Raw genomic sequence first — 19561 nt, 5'->3', positions numbered from 1 at the left:
CAAGTGGATCTGCTGCAATGGCTCGCCACCTGGCGCGAGCCGCTGATACGAACCGGGCAGGTGCTGCTGATCATCCTGCTGGCATGGATCGCGCAGCGCATCCTTACCCGCGCCATCAGTCGCCTGGGCGCACGTTACAGCCTGCTGCCGCAGGAGGTGCTGCTGCCACTGCGCGGGTTGGTGCGCTGGCTGATCATGGGCAGCGCACTGCTCATGGTGCTGGAGCGTCTGGGGGTGTCGGCGACGGTACTTTGGACGGCGCTGACCGGCTTCACCGCCGTCGCTGCGGTGGCTTTCTTTGCCATCTGGAGCGTGCTGTCGAACATGTTCTGCGCATTGCTGATCTTCACCATGGGGCCGTTCCGCATGGGCGACACCGTGGAGGTCATCGAGAGCGCCGACAAGCCCGGCGTGAAGGGCCGAGTCATCGCCATCAACCTCTTCTACACCACCCTGCAGGACGTCAGCGAAGAGGGTGCCGGAGCCTTGTTGCAGGTGCCCAACAGCCTGTTCTTCCAGAAGTCGGTACGGCGCTGGCGTTGAACGCGGGGGCAGGAGTAGGCTGTAGCGCTCTTCCCCTGATTCGAGTCATTCGAGGTACGCACCATGGCCATGGAAACCTGGCTCGCTTTCTTCGTCGCCTGCTGGGTGATCAGCCTGTCGCCGGGTGCCGGCGCGGTCGCCTCGATGTCCGCTGGCCTGCAGTATGGCTTCTGGCGTGGCTACTGGAATGCCCTGGGCCTGCAACTGGGCCTGGCCCTGCAAATCGCCATCGTCGCCGCTGGCGTGGGCGCCATTCTCGCCACCTCGGCTTTGGCCTTCAGCGTGATCAAGTGGTTCGGTGTGGTCTATCTGCTGTTTCTCGCCTACAAGCAGTGGGTCGCCTTGCCCAGCGAGCTGGATGCCGGTGCCACCGAGCGTAGCATCGGCCGGCCGCTGACCCTGGTGCTGCGTGGTTTCCTGGTCAATGCCAGCAACCCCAAGGCCATCGTCTTCATGCTCGCCGTACTGCCGCAGTTCCTCGATCCCCATGCACCGCTGCTGGCGCAGTATCTGGTGATGGGCGTGACCATGATCGTCGTCGACCTGATCGTCATGGCGGGCTATACCGGCCTCGCCTCGCGTGTGCTGCGGGCGCTGCGCACGCCGCGTCAGCAACGGGTGATGAACCGCAGCTTCGCCGCCCTCTTCGCAGCAGCGGCCGGTCTGCTGGCAACGGTCAAGCGCGCCGCCGTCTGACGCCAGGTCTGTTACCAAATATTTCAGATTTTCCTTGTCTGCGCAGGGCAGGCCGGCAACAATTTAATGCCATCCATTCGCGTTTCGGAATGCATTGATGAGCCGTTATCGTTCCCTGTTGTCCTGCCTGTTGCTCTCCCTGCTGGCGTTGAGCAGCCTGTCCGTTCAGGCCGAGTCGTCCGATGGGGCCGCCCAGGCTCTGCACCTGCTTGGCTATATCGGCGCCGACTATCCGGCCACGGTGGCTGAAGGGCAGGTGCTCGACGCTGGCGAATACCGCGAGCAACTGGAGTTCCTCGGCGTGCTACAAGGCCTGGTGGCCGAATTGCCGGCCAAGGCCGAGCGCGGTGAGCTGGAGCAGGGCATCGCCGCGCTGCAGCAGGCGGTGCAGCAGCATCAGCCCGGTGAGCAGGTGGCCCAGCAGGCGCGCCAGCTCAGCGCGCGCCTGGCCGAGCTGTATCAGGTGGCGCAGACCCCGGCCATTACCCCCGACCCCGAACGCGGCGCGCCGCTCTATGCCCAGCATTGCTCGGTGTGCCATGGCGATAGCGGCGCCGGCGACGGTCCGGCTGGCATCGGCCTGGAGCCGCCGCCCTCCAACCTGCGCGATGCTGCGCGGATGGATCGGCTGAGCCTGTACGACCTCTACAACACCCTGGGCCTGGGTATCGAAGGCACCGACATGCCGTCCTTTGCCGACCAACTGGATGATCGCCAACGTTGGGATCTGGCCACCTATATCGCCGGCTTCAGCGCTACCCAGGCACAAGGTGAGAAGCATTTCAGCATGGCCGAGCTGGCCGGGCGCACACCGGCGGAAATCGCCGCTGCCGATGGCGATGTCGCCACATTCCGCGCCCAGCGCGCTCATCCGACCGTGCAACAGCGTGGCCCGCAGCAGTTGATCGGGCACACTCGCAGTACCCTCGAGCGCAGCCTGCAGGCCTATCGTGACGGCCATGTCGAGCAGGCCTACGACCTGTCTGTCGGCGCCTATCTGGAAGGGTTCGAGCTGGTCGAGGGCGCGCTGGACAACCTCGATGCGGCACAACGCAAGACTACCGAGAAGGCGCTGATGGCCTACCGCCAGACCATCCAGGACGGTGCCAGTGTCGCTCAGGCCGCCCAAGCGCTGGAGCTGGCGCGGGTGCAGCTGGACAAGTCGGCGGCCCTGCTCGAAGGCGGTGCGATGAACGCCTCGCTGAGCTTCTTCTCCAGTCTGCTGATCCTGCTGCGTGAGGGGCTGGAAGCCATTCTGGTGCTGGCGGCGATTCTCGCCTTCCTGCGCAACACTGGACAGCAGCAGGCAGTGCGCAGCGTGCACATCGGCTGGGGCCTGGCCCTGCTAGCCGGAGTGGCGACCTGGGCGGTGGCGGCCTATGTCATCGATGTCAGCGGTGCGCAGCGCGAATTGCTCGAAGGCGTGACCGCGCTGTTCGCCAGCGTGGTGCTGCTGTGGGTCGGGGTGTGGATGCACGATCGTCGTCATGCCGCTGCCTGGCAGGACTACATCAAGAGCAGCCTGGTCGGCGGCGGTGGTCGCTTCGGCTTCGCCGTGCTGGCGTTCTTCTCGGTGTACCGCGAGCTGTTCGAGGTCATCCTGTTCTACGAAACCCTCTGGCTGCAGGCCGGCCCGGCCGGACACGGTGCGGTGCTGGCCGGTGCCGGCGCTGCACTGGTGGCGCTGCTCGGCCTGGCCTGGGTGATCCTGCGCGGCTCGCGCAAGCTGCCGCTGGCCACCTTCTTCGGCGCCAATGCCGTGCTGCTGTGCGTGCTCTCGGTGGTGTTCGCCGGCCATGGCGTGGCCGCCTTGCAGGAGGCCGGCGTGCTGGGCACGCGGCCAGTGCCGTTCTTCGACTTCGATTGGCTGGGCATTCATGCCGATGCCTGGAGCCTCTCGGCCCAGGGCCTGGCCCTGCTGGGTATCGCGCTGCTCTACGGGCGTAGCCGCCTGAACGAGCGGCGCCGTCTGATCGCCCAGGGCTGACCGAGGAAAGGTTCCGCTGGGGCGAATTCGCAGCTCGTGAATTCGCCCCGCTGGCAAGGCGCTGGGTTTTGGTACTATCGTTGCAAAAGATCGTGAACCGGCTCCGCGACAACTTGTCTGATAGCGCTTAGGCTGATTCCAATTCTTCTGCCGAGTGCCCGCATGTCCTCCACGAGTTCCTCCACTCACTACGCCGACAGTCCCGATCTGGCGGTTGCCCCCCTGCGTCATCCCACTCTGGAGCAGGCGCTGTCCAGTGCCTGTGCCCAGCTCAAGGTTCGGCAAGCCTACCTGGCCGCCTTGCGCGATCCGGCCATCGGCCCGCAGCCCCGACTGCTGCTGGCGGTTTCCGGTGCCGACGTACAGGGCCAGCGGCGTTTGGCTGCGCAGGTGGCCGAGCTGCTGCCGGATGAAGTCGAGCTGGATCTGATCGAGCTGAGCGAGGACAACCTGTCGCGCGCCGTGCGCGAGCGCTGCCAGCCGTTCTACAGCGCCTGAGCTGGCATACTGGCCACTGGTTTTGCTGTCGAAGGTGTTCCATGCGCGTATGGATAGATGCCGATGCCTGCCCCCGGGCGGCGCGGGATCAGGTGGTCAAGTTCGCCCTCAAACGTGGTTTCGAGGTGGTGCTGGTGGCCGGGCAGGCCGTGGCCCGGCCCAACTTCGCCTGCGTGAAACTGGTGGTGGTACCGAGCGGTCCGGATGCGGCGGACGATCATCTGGTCGAGCATGCCGTGCCTGGCGAGCTGGTGATCTGCAGCGACGTACCGCTGGCCGACCGCCTGGTGAAGAAGGGCGTGGCGGCACTGGATCCGCGCGGCCGCGAATTCGACGAGCGCAACATGGGCGAGCGTCTGGCGGTGCGCAACCTGTTCACCGATCTGCGTGAGCAGGGGCAGGTCGGTGGTGGTCAGGCGCCCTACTCGGAAAAGGATCGCCAGGCCTTCGCCAATGCACTGGATCGGATTCTCACGCGGCTGAGTCGCTAGGCCGTAGTTTTGATGAGCTCGCTCCTACAACCCCATCTCAGCCACACAGATAGGTGCCGGTGCCCACCGCCACCAGCACGCCTTCGTCGTTGTGCAACTCCATGCGGATCACCGCCACCTTGTTGCCGGCGCGCAACGGCATGGCGGTGGCAATGAAACGCTGGCCACGGCCAGGGCGTAAGTAGTCGATGCGTAGATCGATGGTACCCAGTTTGGACAGCTTGCTCATGCGCTCGGCTGGCGGCAGGTGCTGGTGGTTGGCGAAGGCGCCGATCAGCGCCATGGCGCCGCCGCAGACATCCAGCAGTGACGAGATCACTCCGCCATGTAGGATGCCGTGAACGAAGTTGCCTATCAGCTCGGGCTTCATCGGCAGGTGCATGACCACCTGTTCCTCGCTCAGCCTGTCGATCTCGATGCCGAGCAACTGGTTGAAGGGGATGCGCTGGAAGAAGGCGATCACCGCCTGCTGCAGGTCGGCATCGAGGGTGAAGGCATGGGGCATTGTCGTCGCTCCGCGAATTGCTCCCTCGCACGCTGCCGTAGCCTGGCAGCTTTGGCCAGGGGCGCTGCAGGAGCGCCCTGGCCAATGGCCGGATCGTCGTATCCGGTTCGGCGCAGGCGCTGCTCGGAGGGGCCTTTGTGGGAGCGAATTCATTCGCGATGGGATCAGCAGCAGGCTGACCTGAAACACGAATGAATTCGTTACAGCCATGGCCCAATCAGTGGTGGGTCAGCTCCAGCACGCGGTCGACCAGCTTGTTGATGCCGGAGGCCGCCTCACTGATGGACTGGGCGAGCATGTAGGCAGGGGTGGTGACCAGCTTGCGCGCTGTGTCTTCGACGATCTCGTCCACGGCGCACTCATGGTGTTCGGCGCCCATTTGGGTCATGGCGGCTGCGGTGTCGTGGTCATTGCCGATGGTGCAGACCACACCGGCACCGAAGATCTTCGCCGCCAGGGCCGGGGCAATGCAGATCAGGCCGACTGGCTTGCCGGCGTCGACGAAGGCCTTGCAGGCGGCCAGTACGTCAGGCTGCACGCTGCAACCGGCACCATGGGTGGCGAAGTCGGAGAGGTTCTTCGCCACGCCGAAGCCGCCCGGCAGGATCAGCGCGTCGAAGTCGGCGACGTGCAGCGCCTTGACGTCCTTGATGTTGCCACGGGCGATGCGCGCCGATTCCACCAGCACGTTGCGTGTCTCGTCCATCTCGTCGCCGCTGTAGTGATCGACCACGTGCAATTGCGCTACGTTGGGTGCGAAGCATTGCACCTGGGCGCCGCGCTGATCGAGGCGCAGCATGGTGATCACGCTCTCGTGGATCTCGGCGCCATCGTAGACGCCGCAGCCGGACAGAATCACTGCCACTTTCTTGCTCATGGTCGAACTCCTGAAGGTCGCGCGCCTGACGCAGGCGCGCTGGTTGTCGGTCAAAGGGTGCGCTGTCGCCAAATGCCACTCGTACTGTCACGTGGCGACGCGAACCCGCACGGCAGGTCGCATAGGATGAATATCAGCCCAATCCCGGCACAAGTACAACAACGTGGCGCAGTCATGAATTACATCCTCTATGCAGTGCCTTTCTTCTTCCTGCTCATTGCCCTGGAATTGCTGGCCGACCGCTGGCGCGGTCTGCGTACCTATCGGCTGGCCGACGCCCTGAGCAGCCTCGGCGCCGGCGTGCTGTCCCAGGCTACGGGGCTGTTGACCAAGGTGGTGGGCTTGCTCACTTACGCCTTCGCCTGGGAGCACCTGGCGCTGCTCCCACTCGCCGAAAACAGCCTGTGGGTGTGGATCTTCGCCTTCGTCTTCTACGACTTCTGCTACTACTGGAACCATCGCCTGGGCCACGAGCGCAACGTGCTCTGGGCCGCCCATGCGGTGCACCACCAGAGCGAGGACTACAACCTCTCCACCGCCTTGCGCCAGACCAGCACGGGCTTTCTCTTCAGTTGGCTGTTCTATCTGCCGCTGGCCGTGGTCGGCGTGCCGCCGTTGGTGTTCGTCTCGGTGGCGGCGCTGAACCTGCTCTATCAGTTCTGGGTGCATACCCGCCATATCCCCAAGCTGGGCTGGTTTGAGTGGCTGTTCATCACACCCTCGAACCACCGGGTTCATCATGCGCAGAATCCTATCTACATGGATCGTAATTACGGCGGAGTGTTCATTGTCTGGGATCGTCTGTTCGGCACCTTCCAAGAGGAACTGGACGAGCATCCGGTGGTATTCGGCGTGACCGTGCCATTGGCTAGCTGGAATCCGCTGTGGGCCAATCTGCAGGTGTATGCCGGGCTTTGGCACGACGCGCGGCGAGCGCAGTCCTGGTGGGATCGGTTGCGCATCTGGTTCATGCCTACCGGCTGGCGACCAGCCGATGTGGCGGCCCGCTATCCACAGGCCAAGCCCGACCTCGGCCAGTTCCGCAAGTACGAGGTGCTGCTGAGCACTGGCGCGCAGGTTTATGCCCTGCTGCAGTTCGCCTGCTACCTGCTGGCGGGCGTCTGGCTGCTGGCCCAAGGTGACGTGCTATCGCTGAGCGCCGCGCTGCTGGGCTGTGCATGGATTGCCCTGGGCCTGTACAGCATGGGCGTCTGGTTGGAAAACCGTGGCTGGGCGCTGCGCCTGGAATGCCTGCGCCTGGCGCTCAACCTGCCAGCCCTGTGGCTGGCCGAGCGTCTGGCCATGCTGACGCCGGATGTCACTGCCTGGGGCTGGCTGGTCGTCTACAGCCTGGCCAGTCTGTTTGGTATCTGGCTGGCGCGTCGTTCAGCCGCGCCGGCGCTGACGCCATCGGTATAGCCAGGCCAGGGCGAGCAGCAGCACCACGGCGGCCAGCAGCAGAACCTGATAGTGGCGCAGCTCTTCCAGCAGGCCTCCCATGGCATTGCCCAGGCTGTAGGCCAGCAGGCTGATGCCGCCAGCCCAGGCGCCCGCGCCGATGGCGTCGAGCAGCAGGTAGCGGCGCCAGGAATAGCCGGACAGGCCGATGGTCAGCGGCATCACCGTGCGCAGGCCATAGAGAAAGCGAAAGGATAGCACCCACAGATCCGGGTAGCGCTGGATCAACGCGCTGGCACGATCGCCCAGCGGCTGCCAGCGAGGCTTGCGCGCCAGCAGGGCGCGGCCATGGCGACGCCCCAGGTAGTACCAGAGCTGATCGCTGGCGAAGGCGCCGAGGAAGGCGCACAGCGCCACCCATTGGATTTCCAGCAGGTCGCGCACGGCCATGTAAGCGGCCAGCAGCAACGAGACCTCACCCTCGAGAAAGGTGCCAAGTACCAGCGCCGGGTAACCGAACTGCTGTATCAGGTCATGTAGCATGTGCTGCGCTCATGGAGGGGGTGATGCAGACTACTCCGACCGCGAAGAGCCCGGAAGGTGGCGTGACGTGCCACAATGGGCCACTGCCCGTGCGACGCGCCGTCGCATGCGGTCATTCGACCGTCATCAAATGGTCATAATGCTCGTAGAACCTATTCACGATCTGCTGCGCGTCGGCTCTGCTGCGTCAAGGACAGGCTGGAATGCTCCTGCATCAGGGCTCCGCCGTCCGGCTCGCTGACGCTCGTCCTTCGCGCCAGCCTCTGGCTGTGCCTTGCGTTGGTCGTTGCGTCCTGCATAGTGCTAGCTCGCGAAATCGTGAACAGGGTCTATAACCTGTCACACTGGCCCGCTGCTGCGGGCTCTGGAGTCTGCCGTGAGTGTTACCCCCGCCAACCGCCTGTTCCCTGCCACTCGCCTGCGTCGCAACCGTCGCGATGAGTTTTCCCGCCGCCTGGTGCGTGAGAACCGTCTGAGCGTTGACGACCTGATCCTGCCGGTCTTCGTCCTCGACGGCGACAATCGCCGCGAGAGCGTGCCGTCGATGCCGGGCGTGGAGCGTCTGTCCATCGACCTGCTGCTCAAGGAAGCCGAGCACTGGGTGGAGCTGGGCATTCCGGCGCTGGCGTTGTTTCCGGTCACGCCGCTGGAGAAGAAATCCCTCGATGGCAGTGAGGCCTGGAACCCAGACGGCATCGCCCAGCGCGCGATCCGTGCGCTGCGGGCGAAATTCCCCGAATTGGGGGTGATCAGCGATGTGGCCCTCGATCCCTTCACCACCCACGGTCAGGACGGCATCCTCGATGCCGACGGCTACGTGCAGAACGACATCACCGTCGATGCCCTGGTCAAGCAAGCACTGTCCCATGCCGAGGCCGGTGCTCAGGTGGTGGCGCCATCGGACATGATGGACGGGCGCATCCAGGCCATCCGCGAGGCCCTGGAGCTGGCCGACCACGTCAACGTGCGCATCATGGCCTACTCGGCCAAATACGCCAGCGCCTACTATGGCCCGTTCCGCGATGCCGTCGGCTCGGCCGCCAATCTCGGTAAGGGCAGCAAGAACACCTATCAGATGGATCCGGCCAATGGTGACGAGGCGCTGCATGAAGTGGCCGCCGACCTCGCCGAAGGCGCCGACATGGTCATGGTCAAACCGGGCATGCCCTACCTGGACATCGTCTGGCGTGTTAAGGAGGCCTACAAGGTGCCGACCTTCGCCTATCAGGTCAGTGGCGAATACGCCATGCACATGGCCGCCATCGGCAACGGCTGGTTGAGCGAGGCGGTGATCCTCGAGTCGCTCACCGCCTTCAAACGTGCCGGTGCCGATGGCATCCTCACCTATTTCGCCGTGCGTGCGGCAGAACTGTTACAACAGGGGCGATGACGCCCCCCCAGGAACCCAGCCGATGAATACCGAAGGACTCAACAGCGAAGCACTCGACAGCAGCAACCCGGCTCCCGTGGAAGTGGTCGCCGAACCACCCGTGGTGGAAACCCCGCCGCCAGCGCCCGTGCCTGGCCTGGATGACAGCAGCTTGTACATCCATCGCGAGCTGTCGCAACTGCAGTTCAACATCCGCGTGCTGGAGCAGGCGCTGGATGAGTCCTACCCCTTGCTGGAGCGCCTGAAGTTCCTGCTGATCTTCTCCAGCAACCTCGACGAGTTCTTCGAGATCCGCGTCGCCGGCCTGAAGAAGCAGATCAACTTCGCCCGCGAGCAGGCCGGCGCCGACGGCCTGCAGCCGCACCAGGCGCTGGCGCGCATCAGCGAGATCGTCCATGAGCAGGTGGATCGCCAGTACGCCATTCTCAACGATACCCTGTTCCCGGCGCTGGCCAAGCAGGGCATCACCTTCATCCGCCGGCGTTACTGGACGACCAAGCTCAAGACCTGGGTACGGCGTTACTTCCGTGACGAGATCGCGCCGATCATCACCCCCATCGGTCTCGACCCGACTCACCCCTTCCCGCTGCTGGTGAACAAGAGCCTGAACTTCATCGTCGAGCTGGAAGGCGTCGATGCCTTCGGCCGTGACTCGGGTCTGGCCATCATCCCGGCGCCGCGCCTGCTGCCGCGGGTGATCCGCGTGCCGGAGGAAGTGGGTGGCCCGGGTGACAACTTCATCTTCCTGTCGTCGATGATCCACGCCCATGCCGACGACCTGTTCCCCGGCATGAAGGTCAAGGGCTGCTACCAGTTCCGCCTGACCCGCAACGCCGACCTGTCGGTGGACGCCGAGGATGTCGAGGATCTGGCCCGCGCCCTGCGTGGCGAACTGTTCTCGCGGCGTTATGGCGATGCGGTGCGTCTGGAGGTGGTCGACACCTGCCCGAAGCACCTGAGCGACCACCTGCTCAAGCAGTTCGGCCTGACCGAGAACGAGCTGTATCAGGTCAACGGCCCGGTCAACCTGACCCGCCTGTTCTCCATCACCGGCCTCGACAGTCATCCGGAGCTGCAGTACACGCCGTTCACTCCGGTGATCCCCAAACCGCTGCAGAACGCCGAGAACATCTTCAGCGTGGTCAGCAAGCAGGACATCCTCCTGCTGCACCCCTTCGAGTCCTTCACCCCGGTGGTCGACCTGTTGCGCCAGGCCGCCAAGGATCCGCATGTCCTGGCGATCAAGCAGACCCTGTACCGCTCCGGGGCCAACTCGGAAATCGTCGACGCCCTGGTGGAAGCGGCGCGTAACGGCAAGGAGGTCACCGCAGTGATCGAGCTGCGTGCGCGCTTCGACGAAGAGTCCAACCTGGCCCTGGCCAGCCGCCTGCAGGCCGCCGGTGCCGTGGTGATCTACGGGGTGGTGGGGCTCAAGACCCACTCCAAGATGATGCTGATCCTGCGCCGCGAGAATGGTGAAATTCGCCGCTACGCCCACCTCGGCACCGGCAACTACCACGCCGGCAACGCGCGCCTGTACACCGACTACAGCCTGCTCACCGCCGACGTGGCCCTGGGCGAGGACGTGGCCAAGCTGTTCAGTCAGCTCATCGGCATGGGCAAGACCCTGCGCATGAAGAAGTTGCTGCACGCGCCCTTCACCCTGAAGAAGACCCTGCTCGACCTGATCGCCAAGGAAACCGCCGCCGCAGCCGAAGGCAAGCCGGCGCACATCATCGCCAAGTTCAACTCGCTGACCGACCCCAAGGTGATCCGCGCGCTTTACAAGGCCAGCCAGACCGGGGTGAAGATCGAACTGGTGGTGCGTGGCATGTGCTGCCTGCGTCCGGGGGTGCCGGGGGTGTCGCACAATATCCAGGTGCGCTCGATCATCGGCCGCTTCCTCGAACACACGCGGGTCTACTACTTCCTCAATGGCGGTGACGAGCTGGTCTATCTGTCCAGTGCCGATTGGATGGAGCGTAACCTCGACAAGCGCGTTGAGACCTGCTTCCCGGTGGAAGGCAAGAAGCTCATCACCCGTGTCAAGAAGGAATTGGAGGCCTACCTGACCGACAACACCCAGGCCTGGGTGCTGCAGTCGGACGGCCGCTACGTGCGCCAGCAACCCACCGGCAACCAGAACTCGCGCAATGCCCAGGCGAGCCTGATGGAAAAGCTCACCGCGCCGGTGCTGGTGACGCGATAAAAAGGCCGCTAGCGGCCATCTGATGACCCTCTCCCATTCATGGGAGAGGGTGCCCGAAGGGCGGGAGAGGGCGGTGCCATAGTCCTCTCCCGCTTGCGGGGCTAAGACGCGTGCTTTTGGAAGCACTGCTTCCTGCGCCGATGAGCGCCTGATCGCTGGCGATCAGGCCGGGGCGCGGAGCGGGGTGCCGAAGGGCGGGAGAGGGTGTGAAAGGCCGCGTGCTGTGGCTCTTTGAAGACGCACATCTTCCTGCGCCAATGCTCGATAGCTCACCAAGCTGCGTGTCATCGCTTGCTGATAACGGCGGACGGCGGGTTTCCCCCGTCCTACGCTTGCTGCCCGAGTCCCGGTGCGCGCGGCGCACCCTACGGGGACTGATTCTGACTCAGAAGGTGATCAGCACACGCTCAGCGTCAGGTCGATGCGCTTGAGCCACTCCGCCTCGGCCTCGAAGTCCGCCTGGGTCAGCGGGTTGGCTGTCAGCCAGCCTTCGGGGAAGCGAATCTCCAGACCGTTTTCCGTTGCCTTGAACTGCACCTGCGGCATGTCCTGGGTACCCCGGATGTGGTGGAACAGGATGGCGAAGCGCAGCAGTACGCACAGGCGCATCAGCTTTACGCCTTCCTCGCCGAACTCGGCGAACTTGTCCTTGGGGATATTGCGCCGATGGCCGCGCACCAGCAGGGCGAGCATTTGCTGATCCTGGCGGGAGAAACCGGCCAGGTCGGAGTGTTCGATCAGGTAGGCGCCGTGCTTGTGGTACTGGTAGTGGGCGATGTCCAGGCCCACCTCGTGCACCTTGGCGCCCCAGCTCAGCAGCTCGCGGTGCCAGTCGTCGTTCAGGCCCCAGTCGGCAGCTACCTTGTCCAGTGCCGAGAGCGCCTTGGCTTCGACCCGTGCGGCCTGATCCACGTCGACGTGGTAGCGCTCCATGAAGGCCGCCAGGGTGCGCTCGCGCACGTCCTCGTGCTGATGACGGCCGAGCAGGTCGTAGAGCACGCCTTCGCGCAGGGCGCCTTCGGAATGGCTCATGCGCTGGATTTCGCAGGCATCGAAGATGGCTTCGAGAATCGCCAGGCCGGCGGGGAAGATGCTGCGTCGATCCGGCTTGATGCCGTCCAGCTCGATCTTTTCCACTTCGCCCAGCTTGAACAGCTTGCGCTTGAGCCAGGCCAGGCCCTCGACCGTGACCTCGCCATTACCCAGGCCCGCCGCCTTGATCGCCAGGCCGATGGCCTTGATGGTGCCGGAGGCGCCCACGGCGTCTTCCCAGCCGAGACGGCGAAGGCCCTGCTCGATGCCCATGAGCTCCAGGCGGGCGGCGGTATAGGCCTGGGCATAGCGTGCCGGAGTGATCTTGCCGTCCTTGAAGTAGCGCTGGGTGAAGCTCACGCAGCCCATCTGCAGGCTCTCACGCAGCAGCGGCTCGAAGCGTTGGCCGATGATGAACTCGGTGCTGCCGCCGCCGATGTCGGCGACCAGGCGCTTGCCGGGAGTGTCGGCGATGCTGTGGGACACCCCGAGATAGATCAGGCGTGCTTCCTCGCGACCGGAAATCACCTCGACCTGGTGGCCGAGAATCTCCTCGGCGCGGCGGATGAACTCGGCGCGGTTGCGCGCTTCGCGCAGGGCGTTGGTGCCAACGATGCGCACCGCGCCTTCCGGCAGGCTGTTGGTGAACTGGGCGAAACGGCGCAGACAGTCGAGGCCGCGCTGCATGGCCTCCTCGCTGAGCTGACGCTCATCGTCCAGGCCGGCAGCCAGTTGCACCTTGTCGCCGAGGCGTTCGAGGATACGAATCTCGTGGTTGTCGGCCTTGGCCAGCACCATGTGAAAACTGTTCGAGCCCAGGTCGATGGCGGCGATCAGAGGGAAATTCTCGGCAGGGGCTTGGGGCATGATTACGGCATCTCGGTCGATAACGGCGCCATCCTGCCACGACTGAGCGCATGAGCCAACGCATTCGGATGTCGCAGGAATCTGGTCTAGACCTGTAATTACCGGAGGTTCAGTGCTTGAAGAGGCTGCTTGAGCACCCGTTCGTCGCAATTGTTGCCGTCGCCGCCACGGTCGACCACGAGGAAGCGGCCGGGGTATTCCAGGCACAGCAGCGGGTGGTGCCAGGTGCCACGGGCGTAGTTGACGCCCTGATCCGGTGCGCTGATGAAGGCGCGGATTCGCGACTCGTCCAGTTCGCCGGGCGGCGCTACGACGATCAGCATGCGGCTGCCATCCACCGGATAGAAGGCCTGGCTGCCCAGCGGGTGGCGTTCGAGCATGGCGATGGTGATGGGCGCGTGCCAGGCCTTGCCCTCGAAGATATTCACCAGGGTTCTTGGCGATTCGCCGGCCAACTCCACCTGTACCAGGTCGTGGTAGCGCGTGGTGGTGCCGGCGTTGATCGGGAAGGTGTTGGCGCCTGCCGTTTCGATCACGTCACCGAAAGGCGCGAAGGCTTCGCGGGTCAGTGGCTCGACCTGCAGCGGCAGGGTCGCTGGCGCGTTCACAGGTTCACCGAGCCAATGAAGTTGCGCAGCTCCTCGGTTTGCGGGGCGGCGAACAGTTCCTTGGGATCGCCGATCTCATGCACCTTGCCCTGGTGCATGAATACCAGCTTGTCGCCGACTTCGCGGGCGAAGCGCATCTCGTGGGTGACCATGATCAGGGTCATGCCCTCGCTGGCCAGTTGCTTGACCACCGCCAGCACCTCGTTGACCAGCTCCGGATCGAGCGCCGAGGTGATCTCGTCGCACAGCAGCACCTTGGGCGACATGGCCAGGGCGCGGGCGATGGCCACGCGTTGCTGTTGGCCGCCAGACAGTCGCTCGGGGTAGGCGTCGAACTTTTCCGCCAGGCCGACGCGTTCGAGCATTTGCCGGGCGATTTTCTCGGCCTCGGCGCGTGGGGTCTTCTTCACCACCTGCGGCGCCAGCATGACGTTCTCGCCGACGGTCAGGTGCGGGAACAGGTTGAACTGCTGGAACACCATGCCGACTTTCTGCCGCAGGCTGCGCAGGTCGGCGCGGGCGGCGTCGATGTACTCGCCGTCGACTTCGATGACGCCATCGTTGATCGACTCCAGGCCGTTGAGGGTGCGCAGGAAGGTGCTCTTGCCCGAGCCGCTGCGGCCGATGATGGCGACCACCTCGCCTTCCTCGACCTTGAGGTCGATGCCCTTGAGCACGTGGTTGTCGCCGTAGTACTTGTGCAGGGCGGTGACGTTAAGCAGTGACATTCAGCCTCCTTTCCAGGCGGTATGCAGCGAGCGAGAGCGGGTAGCAAAGCAGGAAGTAACCGAGGGCGACGAAGCCGTAGACCATGAAGGGCTCGAAGGTGGCGTTGGCCAGCATGCTGCCGGTCTTGGTCAGCTCGGTGAAACCGATGATCGAAGTCACCGCAGTGCCCTTGACCACCTGCACGGAGAAGCCGACGGTGGGTGCCACGGCGATGCGCAATGCCTGTGGCAGCACGACTTGGCGCAGGGTTTCCAGGCGGCTCATGGCCAGGCTTTCGGCGGCCTCCCACTGACCGCGACTGATCGACTCGACGCAGCCGCGCCAGATCTCGGCGAGAAAGGCGCTGGTGAACAGGGTCAGCGCCGTGGCGGCTGCCAGCCAGGGCGACACGTCGACGCCGAGCAGGGCGATGCCGAAGAACACCAGAAACAGTTGCATCAACAGCGGCGTGCCCTGGAACAGTTCGATATAGCCGCGTGCCAGAACCCGTGGCGCCGATAGCGGCGACAGGCGCGCCAGCAACACCAGCAGGCCGGCGATACCACCACAGACGAAGGCCACCAATGACAGCAGCAGCGTCCACTGCAGGCCGGTGAGCAGGTTGCGCAGGATGTCCCAGAGGGTGAAGTCCATCAACGGGCTCCCATGATGAAGCGACGGCCGAACCAGGCCAGCAACTGGCGAATCAGGATGGCCATGAGCAGGTACAGCGCCGTGGTCAGCAGATAGGTCTCGAAGGCGCGGAAGTTACGCGACTGGATGAAGTTGGCGGCGAACGACAGCTCTTCGGTGGAAATCTGCGAGCACACCGCCGAGCCCAGCATGACGATGATGATCTGGCTCGACAGGGCCGGCCACACCTTGCCCAGGGCCGGGCGCAACACCACGTGGCGGAAGGTCTCGAAGCGGCTCATGGCCAGCGCGGCGGCGGCTTCGAGCTGGCCATGCGGAATCGCCTGGATCCCGGCGCGGATGATCTCGGTGGAGTAGGCGCCGAGGTTGATCACCATGGCCAGCACCGCGGCTTCCCATTCGCTCAGGCGGACGCCGAGCGAGGGCAGGCCGAAGAAAATGAAGAATAGCTGGACGATGAACGGCGTGTTGCGGATCAGCTCCACGTACACGCCGAAAATCCGGTCGAACGGGCGGATGCGCCAGGCGCGCAGTATCGCCCCGACGATGCCGAGACCGACCCCCAGCAGGGTGCCGATCGCCGTCAGGCCGAGGGTGAAAGCCGCGCCCTGCAGCAGCAGATCGCTGTGCTGCAGGACGGCGGCGAAGTCGAACTGGTACGCCATGGCTCAGATCCCCACGCAGCTCAGAGGTCGGCCGGCAGTGGTTGCTTCAGCCACTTCTGGCTGATTGCGTCGAGGCTGCCGTCGGCCTTGGCGGCGGCGATGATGGCGTTGACCTTGGCCAGCAGGGTGGCCTGATCCTTGTTCACGCCGACGTATACCGGTGAATCCTTGAGCTTGAGTTTCATGCTCGGGATGCGCTTGGGATTTTTCTCGGCGATGGCCACCATCACCACGTTACCGCTGGCGATCAGGTCGACCTGGCCGGACAGGTAGGCGGCGATGGTCGAGTTGTTGTCCTCGAAGCGCTTGATGGTGGCGCCTTGCGGGGCAACCTTGGTCAGTTCGATGTCTTCGATCGAGCCACGGGTGACGCTGATGGTCTTGCCGGCCAGGTCGTCGAGGCTGGCGATGGCGGCGTCTTGCGGGCCGAACACGCCGAGGTAGAAGGGCGCGTAGGGCGCGGAGAAGTCGATCACCGCTTCACGCTCGGGGTTCTTGCCCAGGCTGGAGATCACCAGATCCACCTTGCCCGTGGTAAGGAAGGGGATGCGGTTGGTGCTGTTGACCGGCGTCAGCTCCAGCTTTACCGCCAGCTTGTCGGCCAACAGTTGCGCGGTGTCGATATCCAGGCCGCGCGGCTTGAGATCCGGGCCGACCGAGCCGAAAGGCGGAAAATCCTGCGGTACGGCGACTTTCAGTACGCCGGCCTTGCCGATGTCTTCGAGGGCATCGGCGTGAACGGTGCTGGCGCCGAAGGCCAGTGCGGCGAACAAGGTGCCCAGCAGTGTGCGGTGGAATAAGCGCATGTCGATCTCCCCAGGTATGAACTGAAAATTCAGCATTTCGGTTTGCTGAAGCTTTGCATCGCCTGTGCCAAGTCCAGTGAAAATGCGGGTTGGGTCGACCTCCATGCGTAGAAACAAGGTCTTACTGGTCTGAACAGTTGGCAAAATTGATCGAGTGGTCAGGTGTCATTCTGGGTCATCTTGGTGCATGGCCTCTCGGCGCTGATCCATAAGGGCGCGTCGCTTGCCTGGCATGGGCTTATGGCCTTACAAAGGCGGCACGACTGGACTGACCGGCCCGAACAGCCATGCATGCTTCTGCTCCCCGCGCGGTACCCGAATATGCCCTGCAGGCGATCCGCCGTCTGATCGAGGAGGGCGGCTATCGCCCTGGTGATGCGCTGCCGTCGCAGCGTGATCTGGCCGAGCGCCTGGGCGTGAGCCGCGCGTCCTTGCGTGAGGCGTTGTCGTCGCTCAGTGCCCTGGGGCTGATCAGTGTGCAGGCCGGCAAGGGGGTATTCGTTCAGGCGGCGCCCAAGGCGGAGGCCGGTGCGGGCTTCGTCTGGCCCTTCGCCGCGCAGGTGTCGGCGGCCGATACCTTCCAGCTGCGCTTCGCTCTGGAAGGTTTCGCCTGTGGCCTGGCCGCCGGCACCATGACCGCCGAGGAGCTGGATCTGCTCGAAGACAACGTCGAGCAGATGCGTCGCGAGCTGCGTGCCGAGGATTTCGAGCAGGCCACGCGGCTGGATTTCGAGTTCCATCAGCGCATTCTGGCGGCCAGTGGCAATCAGGCGATGTTCGCCCTGGTCACCTCCAGTGCGGATATCTTCCTGGAAAGCCAGAAGCTGCCGTTCATCCGCCCGGAACGAGCCATGGAAACCTGGCAGGAGCACCGCAAGATCCTCAAGGCCCTGGCGCGGCATGCCGCCGGCTCGGCGCAGAAGGCCATGCAGCAGCACATCCGCGCCGCGGCGCTACGCACCGGCATTGCCTTCATCACGCTGGGTGATTGAAACTATTGAGTGGCTCAATCGCCAGTGCCTTTCGGTGCCAGGCAAGCCGGGCTATGATGTCGCCACTTTTGGTTGCCTGCCATTCTTGGCGGCAATCCTTCGGGCCGTCGCACGCGACGTCAAAAATTTCTCCCGGCATTTTTTGCTTCCGAACATACGGAGATTTCCAATGAGTGAATTCATCACCAACGTCAGCGATGCCAGCTTCGACCAGGACGTCATCCAGGCTGAAGGTCCGGTTCTGGTCGACTACTGGGCTGAGTGGTGCGGCCCGTGCAAGATGATCGCGCCGGTGCTCGACGAGATCGCCAAGGACTACCAGGGCAAACTGAAGATCTGCAAGCTGAACATCGACGAGAATCAGGAAACTCCGCCCAAGTACGGCGTGCGTGGTATCCCCACCCTGATGCTGTTCAAGAACGGCAACGTCGAGGCCACCAAGGTGGGTGCCCTGTCCAAGTCGCAACTGGCGGCCTTCCTCGACAGCAACATCTGAGCCGTAGGCGGTAGGGTGGATCACGCTTCATCGATCCACCATGGCACCGCAAGTGGTGGATAAGAAAAGCGTCATCCACCCTACGCAGCCTTGAAGCCCCGAATTTCGCGGGGCTTTTTCGTTTTTCGGGCTAGACGCTGTTTTTTCACGGTGTTACATTCGGCCTCGCTGCTTCCTCTAGGCAGCCCTCTGCATGCCGTCGCCGATTCATTCCAATACGAATTCGTTCGCGATCCTGTCGCCTTCCTTGCGGCGCGGCCTCTCAAGCTAACAGCTTCTTTCCTCTCTTAAATGATTACGTCATTCCTATGAATCTGACCGAACTCAAGCAAAAACCGATTGCCGAACTGCTGGACATGGCCGAACAGATGGGCCTGGAAAACATGGCCCGTTCGCGCAAGCAGGACATCATCTTCGCCCTGCTGAAAAAGCACGCCAAGGGCGGCGAAGAGATCGGCGGCGACGGTGTGCTGGAGATTCTCCAGGACGGTTTCGGCTTCCTCCGTTCCGCCGACTCCTCCTACCTGGCCGGCCCGGACGACATCTACGTCTCGCCCAGCCAGATCCGCCGCTTCAACCTGCGTACCGGTGACACCATCGTCGGCAAGATCCGCCCGCCGAAGGAAGGCGAGCGTTACTTCGCCCTGCTCAAGGTCGACAGCATCAACTTCGACCGCCCGGAAAACGCCAAGAACAAGATCCTGTTCGAGAACCTCACGCCGCTGTTCCCGAACGAGCGCCTGACCATGGAAGCCGGCAACGGCTCCACCGAGGACATCACCGGCCGCGTGATCGACCTCTGCTCGCCGATTGGCAAGGGCCAGCGCGGCCTGATCGTCGCCCCGCCGAAAGCGGGCAAGACCATCATGCTGCAGAACATCGCTAGCAACATCACCCGCAATAACCCCGAGTGCCACCTGATCGTTCTGCTGATCGACGAGCGCCCGGAAGAAGTGACCGAAATGCAGCGCACCGTGCGCGGCGAAGTGGTCGCCTCCACCTTCGACGAGCCGCCGACCCGCCACGTACAGGTCGCGGAAATGGTGATCGAGAAAGCCAAGCGCCTGGTCGAGCACAAGAAGGATGTGGTCATCCTGCTCGACTCCATCACCCGCCTGGCGCGCGCCTACAACACCGTCATCCCCAGCTCCGGCAAGGTACTGACTGGTGGTGTCGACGCCCACGCCCTGGAGAAGCCCAAGCGCTTCTTCGGCGCCGCACGTAACATCGAGGAAGGCGGCTCGCTGACCATCATCGCTACTGCGCTGGTGGAAACCGGCTCGAAGATGGATGAAGTGATCTACGAGGAATTCAAAGGCACCGGCAACATGGAGCTGATCCTCGATCGCCGTGTTTCCGAGAAGCGTGTGTTCCCCGCCATCAACATCAACAAGTCAGGCACCCGCCGTGAAGAACTGCTGACCGGCGAGGAAGAGCTGTCGCGTATGTGGATCCTGCGCAAGCTGCTGCACCCGATGGACGAGATCGCCGCCATCGAGTTCCTCATCGACAAACTCAAGGTCACCAAGACCAACGACGAGTTCTTCCTGTCGATGAAGCGCAAGTAAGCCGCAAGCTACAGGCCACAAGCTGCAA

20 protein-coding genes are annotated in these 19561 nt (G+C 63.9%); 11 read left to right on the top strand and 9 right to left on the bottom strand.

Annotated elements, in window-relative coordinates:
• Window positions 1-3: 3 nt before the first annotated feature.
• The 5 genes from PVE35_RS23950 (at window position 4) to PVE35_RS23930 (ending at window position 4215) form a co-directional block, all read left to right on the top strand.
• Window positions 4-543 carry a mechanosensitive ion channel family protein gene (locus PVE35_RS23950; protein ID WP_268184444.1) on the top strand — a complete coding sequence of 180 codons (540 nt, stop codon included), beginning with the start codon at window positions 4-6 and terminating at the stop codon, window positions 541-543.
• 63 nt (window positions 544-606) lie between these two features.
• A complete protein-coding gene (locus PVE35_RS23945) occupies window positions 607-1239 on the top strand; it encodes a LysE family transporter (protein ID WP_268180657.1) in 633 nt (210 codons plus the stop codon).
• Window positions 1240-1336: 97 nt separating this feature from the next.
• Entirely contained in the window at window positions 1337-3226 is a 1890-nt protein-coding gene (locus PVE35_RS23940; protein ID WP_277373210.1) for a cytochrome c/FTR1 family iron permease, read from the top strand.
• Between the two features lie 162 nt (window positions 3227-3388).
• Entirely contained in the window at window positions 3389-3724 is a 336-nt protein-coding gene (locus PVE35_RS23935) for an enhanced serine sensitivity protein SseB C-terminal domain-containing protein (protein ID WP_277373209.1), read from the top strand.
• Window positions 3725-3765: 41 nt separating this feature from the next.
• Window positions 3766-4215, top strand: coding sequence for a YaiI/YqxD family protein (locus tag PVE35_RS23930; RefSeq protein ID WP_061237351.1), 450 nt, complete (start codon window positions 3766-3768; stop codon window positions 4213-4215).
• A 37-nt stretch (window positions 4216-4252) separates the two neighbouring features.
• Here the strand turns inward: PVE35_RS23930 and PVE35_RS23925 are convergent, their stop codons facing one another.
• Both PVE35_RS23925 and elbB read right to left on the bottom strand, forming a co-directional pair.
• Window positions 4253-4720, bottom strand: coding sequence for a thioesterase family protein (locus tag PVE35_RS23925; protein ID WP_277373208.1), 468 nt, complete (start codon window positions 4718-4720; stop codon window positions 4253-4255).
• Between the two features lie 217 nt (window positions 4721-4937).
• Window positions 4938-5597: an isoprenoid biosynthesis glyoxalase ElbB gene (gene elbB, locus PVE35_RS23920; RefSeq protein WP_277373207.1), complete on the bottom strand. Its 660-nt coding sequence runs from the start codon at window positions 5595-5597 to the stop codon at window positions 4938-4940.
• Window positions 5598-5771: 174 nt separating this feature from the next.
• On the opposite strand from elbB, the gene PVE35_RS23915 reads away from it, so the two are divergent.
• The gene (locus PVE35_RS23915; protein ID WP_277373206.1) at window positions 5772-7016 is read left to right on the top strand and encodes a sterol desaturase family protein; all 1245 of its coding nucleotides are present in this window, start codon (window positions 5772-5774) and stop codon (window positions 7014-7016) included.
• Here PVE35_RS23915 and PVE35_RS23910 read toward each other — a convergent pair.
• Complete coding sequence (locus tag PVE35_RS23910) at window positions 6984-7538, bottom strand: DedA family protein (protein WP_268180668.1); 555 nt, start codon at window positions 7536-7538, stop codon at window positions 6984-6986. The two genes, PVE35_RS23915 and PVE35_RS23910, sit on opposite strands and share 33 nt — an antisense overlap.
• A 376-nt stretch (window positions 7539-7914) precedes the next feature.
• On the opposite strand from PVE35_RS23910, the gene hemB reads away from it, so the two are divergent.
• Together hemB and ppk1 are read left to right on the top strand one after the other, a co-directional pair.
• Window positions 7915-8928 carry a porphobilinogen synthase gene (hemB, locus tag PVE35_RS23905; protein WP_268180669.1) on the top strand — a complete coding sequence of 338 codons (1014 nt, stop codon included), beginning with the start codon at window positions 7915-7917 and terminating at the stop codon, window positions 8926-8928.
• Window positions 8929-8950: 22 nt separating this feature from the next.
• Window positions 8951-11137 carry a polyphosphate kinase 1 gene (gene ppk1 / locus PVE35_RS23900; RefSeq protein ID WP_268180671.1) on the top strand — a complete coding sequence of 729 codons (2187 nt, stop codon included), beginning with the start codon at window positions 8951-8953 and terminating at the stop codon, window positions 11135-11137.
• A 396-nt stretch (window positions 11138-11533) separates the two neighbouring features.
• On the opposite strand, the gene ppx is transcribed toward ppk1, so the two are convergent.
• From ppx to PVE35_RS23870, 6 genes are all read right to left on the bottom strand, one after another.
• Window positions 11534-13036: an exopolyphosphatase gene (gene ppx, locus PVE35_RS23895; protein ID WP_268180673.1), complete on the bottom strand. Its 1503-nt coding sequence runs from the start codon at window positions 13034-13036 to the stop codon at window positions 11534-11536.
• A gap of 98 nt (window positions 13037-13134) precedes the next feature.
• A complete protein-coding gene (locus tag PVE35_RS23890; RefSeq protein WP_268180674.1) occupies window positions 13135-13644 on the bottom strand; it encodes an ureidoglycolate lyase in 510 nt (169 codons plus the stop codon).
• Window positions 13641-14372: an amino acid ABC transporter ATP-binding protein gene (locus tag PVE35_RS23885; RefSeq protein WP_277373205.1), complete on the bottom strand. Its 732-nt coding sequence runs from the start codon at window positions 14370-14372 to the stop codon at window positions 13641-13643. The genes PVE35_RS23890 and PVE35_RS23885 overlap by 4 nt, the downstream gene beginning before the upstream one ends.
• A complete protein-coding gene (locus tag PVE35_RS23880; protein WP_277373204.1) occupies window positions 14359-15009 on the bottom strand; it encodes an amino acid ABC transporter permease in 651 nt (216 codons plus the stop codon). The genes PVE35_RS23885 and PVE35_RS23880 overlap by 14 nt, the downstream gene beginning before the upstream one ends.
• Entirely contained in the window at window positions 15006-15671 is a 666-nt protein-coding gene (locus PVE35_RS23875) for an amino acid ABC transporter permease (protein ID WP_268180679.1), read from the bottom strand. Before PVE35_RS23875 ends, PVE35_RS23880 begins: the two co-directional genes overlap by 4 nt.
• Before the next feature lie 20 nt (window positions 15672-15691).
• On the bottom strand, window positions 15692-16477 hold the full coding sequence (locus tag PVE35_RS23870) for a transporter substrate-binding domain-containing protein (RefSeq protein WP_268180680.1): 786 nt from the start codon (window positions 16475-16477) through the stop codon (window positions 15692-15694).
• A gap of 287 nt (window positions 16478-16764) precedes the next feature.
• Here PVE35_RS23870 and PVE35_RS23865 point away from each other — a divergent pair, with 287 nt between their 5' ends.
• The 3 genes from PVE35_RS23865 (at window position 16765) to rho (ending at window position 19533) form a co-directional block, all read left to right on the top strand.
• Entirely contained in the window at window positions 16765-17469 is a 705-nt protein-coding gene (locus PVE35_RS23865; RefSeq protein ID WP_277373203.1) for a FadR/GntR family transcriptional regulator, read from the top strand.
• A 169-nt stretch (window positions 17470-17638) separates the two neighbouring features.
• A complete protein-coding gene (gene trxA / locus PVE35_RS23860) occupies window positions 17639-17965 on the top strand; it encodes a thioredoxin TrxA (protein WP_004373332.1) in 327 nt (108 codons plus the stop codon).
• 308 nt (window positions 17966-18273) lie between these two features.
• Window positions 18274-19533 carry a transcription termination factor Rho gene (gene rho / locus PVE35_RS23855; protein ID WP_268180685.1) on the top strand — a complete coding sequence of 420 codons (1260 nt, stop codon included), beginning with the start codon at window positions 18274-18276 and terminating at the stop codon, window positions 19531-19533.
• The last annotated feature ends 28 nt before the right edge of the window (window positions 19534-19561 follow it).

The sequence above is a fragment of the Pseudomonas sp. AA-38 genome, assembly GCF_029457475.1.
Classification (GTDB): domain Bacteria; phylum Pseudomonadota; class Gammaproteobacteria; order Pseudomonadales; family Pseudomonadaceae; genus Aquipseudomonas.
This window is presented reverse-complemented; position numbering and strand designations above follow the sequence as displayed.

Coding starts and splice junctions, on each gene's coding strand:
- PVE35_RS23945 (WP_268180657.1), top strand. CDS start 607: ATGGCCATGGAAACCTGGCTCGCTTTCTTCGTCGCCTGCTGGGTGATC.
- PVE35_RS23940 (WP_277373210.1), top strand. CDS start 1,337: ATGAGCCGTTATCGTTCCCTGTTGTCCTGCCTGTTGCTCTCCCTGCTG.
- PVE35_RS23935 (WP_277373209.1), top strand. CDS start 3,389: ATGTCCTCCACGAGTTCCTCCACTCACTACGCCGACAGTCCCGATCTG.
- PVE35_RS23930 (WP_061237351.1), top strand. CDS start 3,766: ATGCGCGTATGGATAGATGCCGATGCCTGCCCCCGGGCGGCGCGGGAT.
- PVE35_RS23925 (WP_277373208.1), bottom strand. CDS start 4,720: ATGCCCCATGCCTTCACCCTCGATGCCGACCTGCAGCAGGCGGTGATC.
- elbB (WP_277373207.1), bottom strand. CDS start 5,597: ATGAGCAAGAAAGTGGCAGTGATTCTGTCCGGCTGCGGCGTCTACGAT.
- PVE35_RS23915 (WP_277373206.1), top strand. CDS start 5,772: ATGAATTACATCCTCTATGCAGTGCCTTTCTTCTTCCTGCTCATTGCC.
- PVE35_RS23910 (WP_268180668.1), bottom strand. CDS start 7,538: ATGCTACATGACCTGATACAGCAGTTCGGTTACCCGGCGCTGGTACTT.
- ppk1 (WP_268180671.1), top strand. CDS start 8,951: ATGAATACCGAAGGACTCAACAGCGAAGCACTCGACAGCAGCAACCCG.
- ppx (WP_268180673.1), bottom strand. CDS start 13,036: ATGCCCCAAGCCCCTGCCGAGAATTTCCCTCTGATCGCCGCCATCGAC.
- PVE35_RS23885 (WP_277373205.1), bottom strand. CDS start 14,372: ATGTCACTGCTTAACGTCACCGCCCTGCACAAGTACTACGGCGACAAC.
- PVE35_RS23875 (WP_268180679.1), bottom strand. CDS start 15,671: ATGGCGTACCAGTTCGACTTCGCCGCCGTCCTGCAGCACAGCGATCTG.
- PVE35_RS23870 (WP_268180680.1), bottom strand. CDS start 16,477: ATGCGCTTATTCCACCGCACACTGCTGGGCACCTTGTTCGCCGCACTG.
- PVE35_RS23865 (WP_277373203.1), top strand. CDS start 16,765: ATGCATGCTTCTGCTCCCCGCGCGGTACCCGAATATGCCCTGCAGGCG.
- trxA (WP_004373332.1), top strand. CDS start 17,639: ATGAGTGAATTCATCACCAACGTCAGCGATGCCAGCTTCGACCAGGAC.
- rho (WP_268180685.1), top strand. CDS start 18,274: ATGAATCTGACCGAACTCAAGCAAAAACCGATTGCCGAACTGCTGGAC.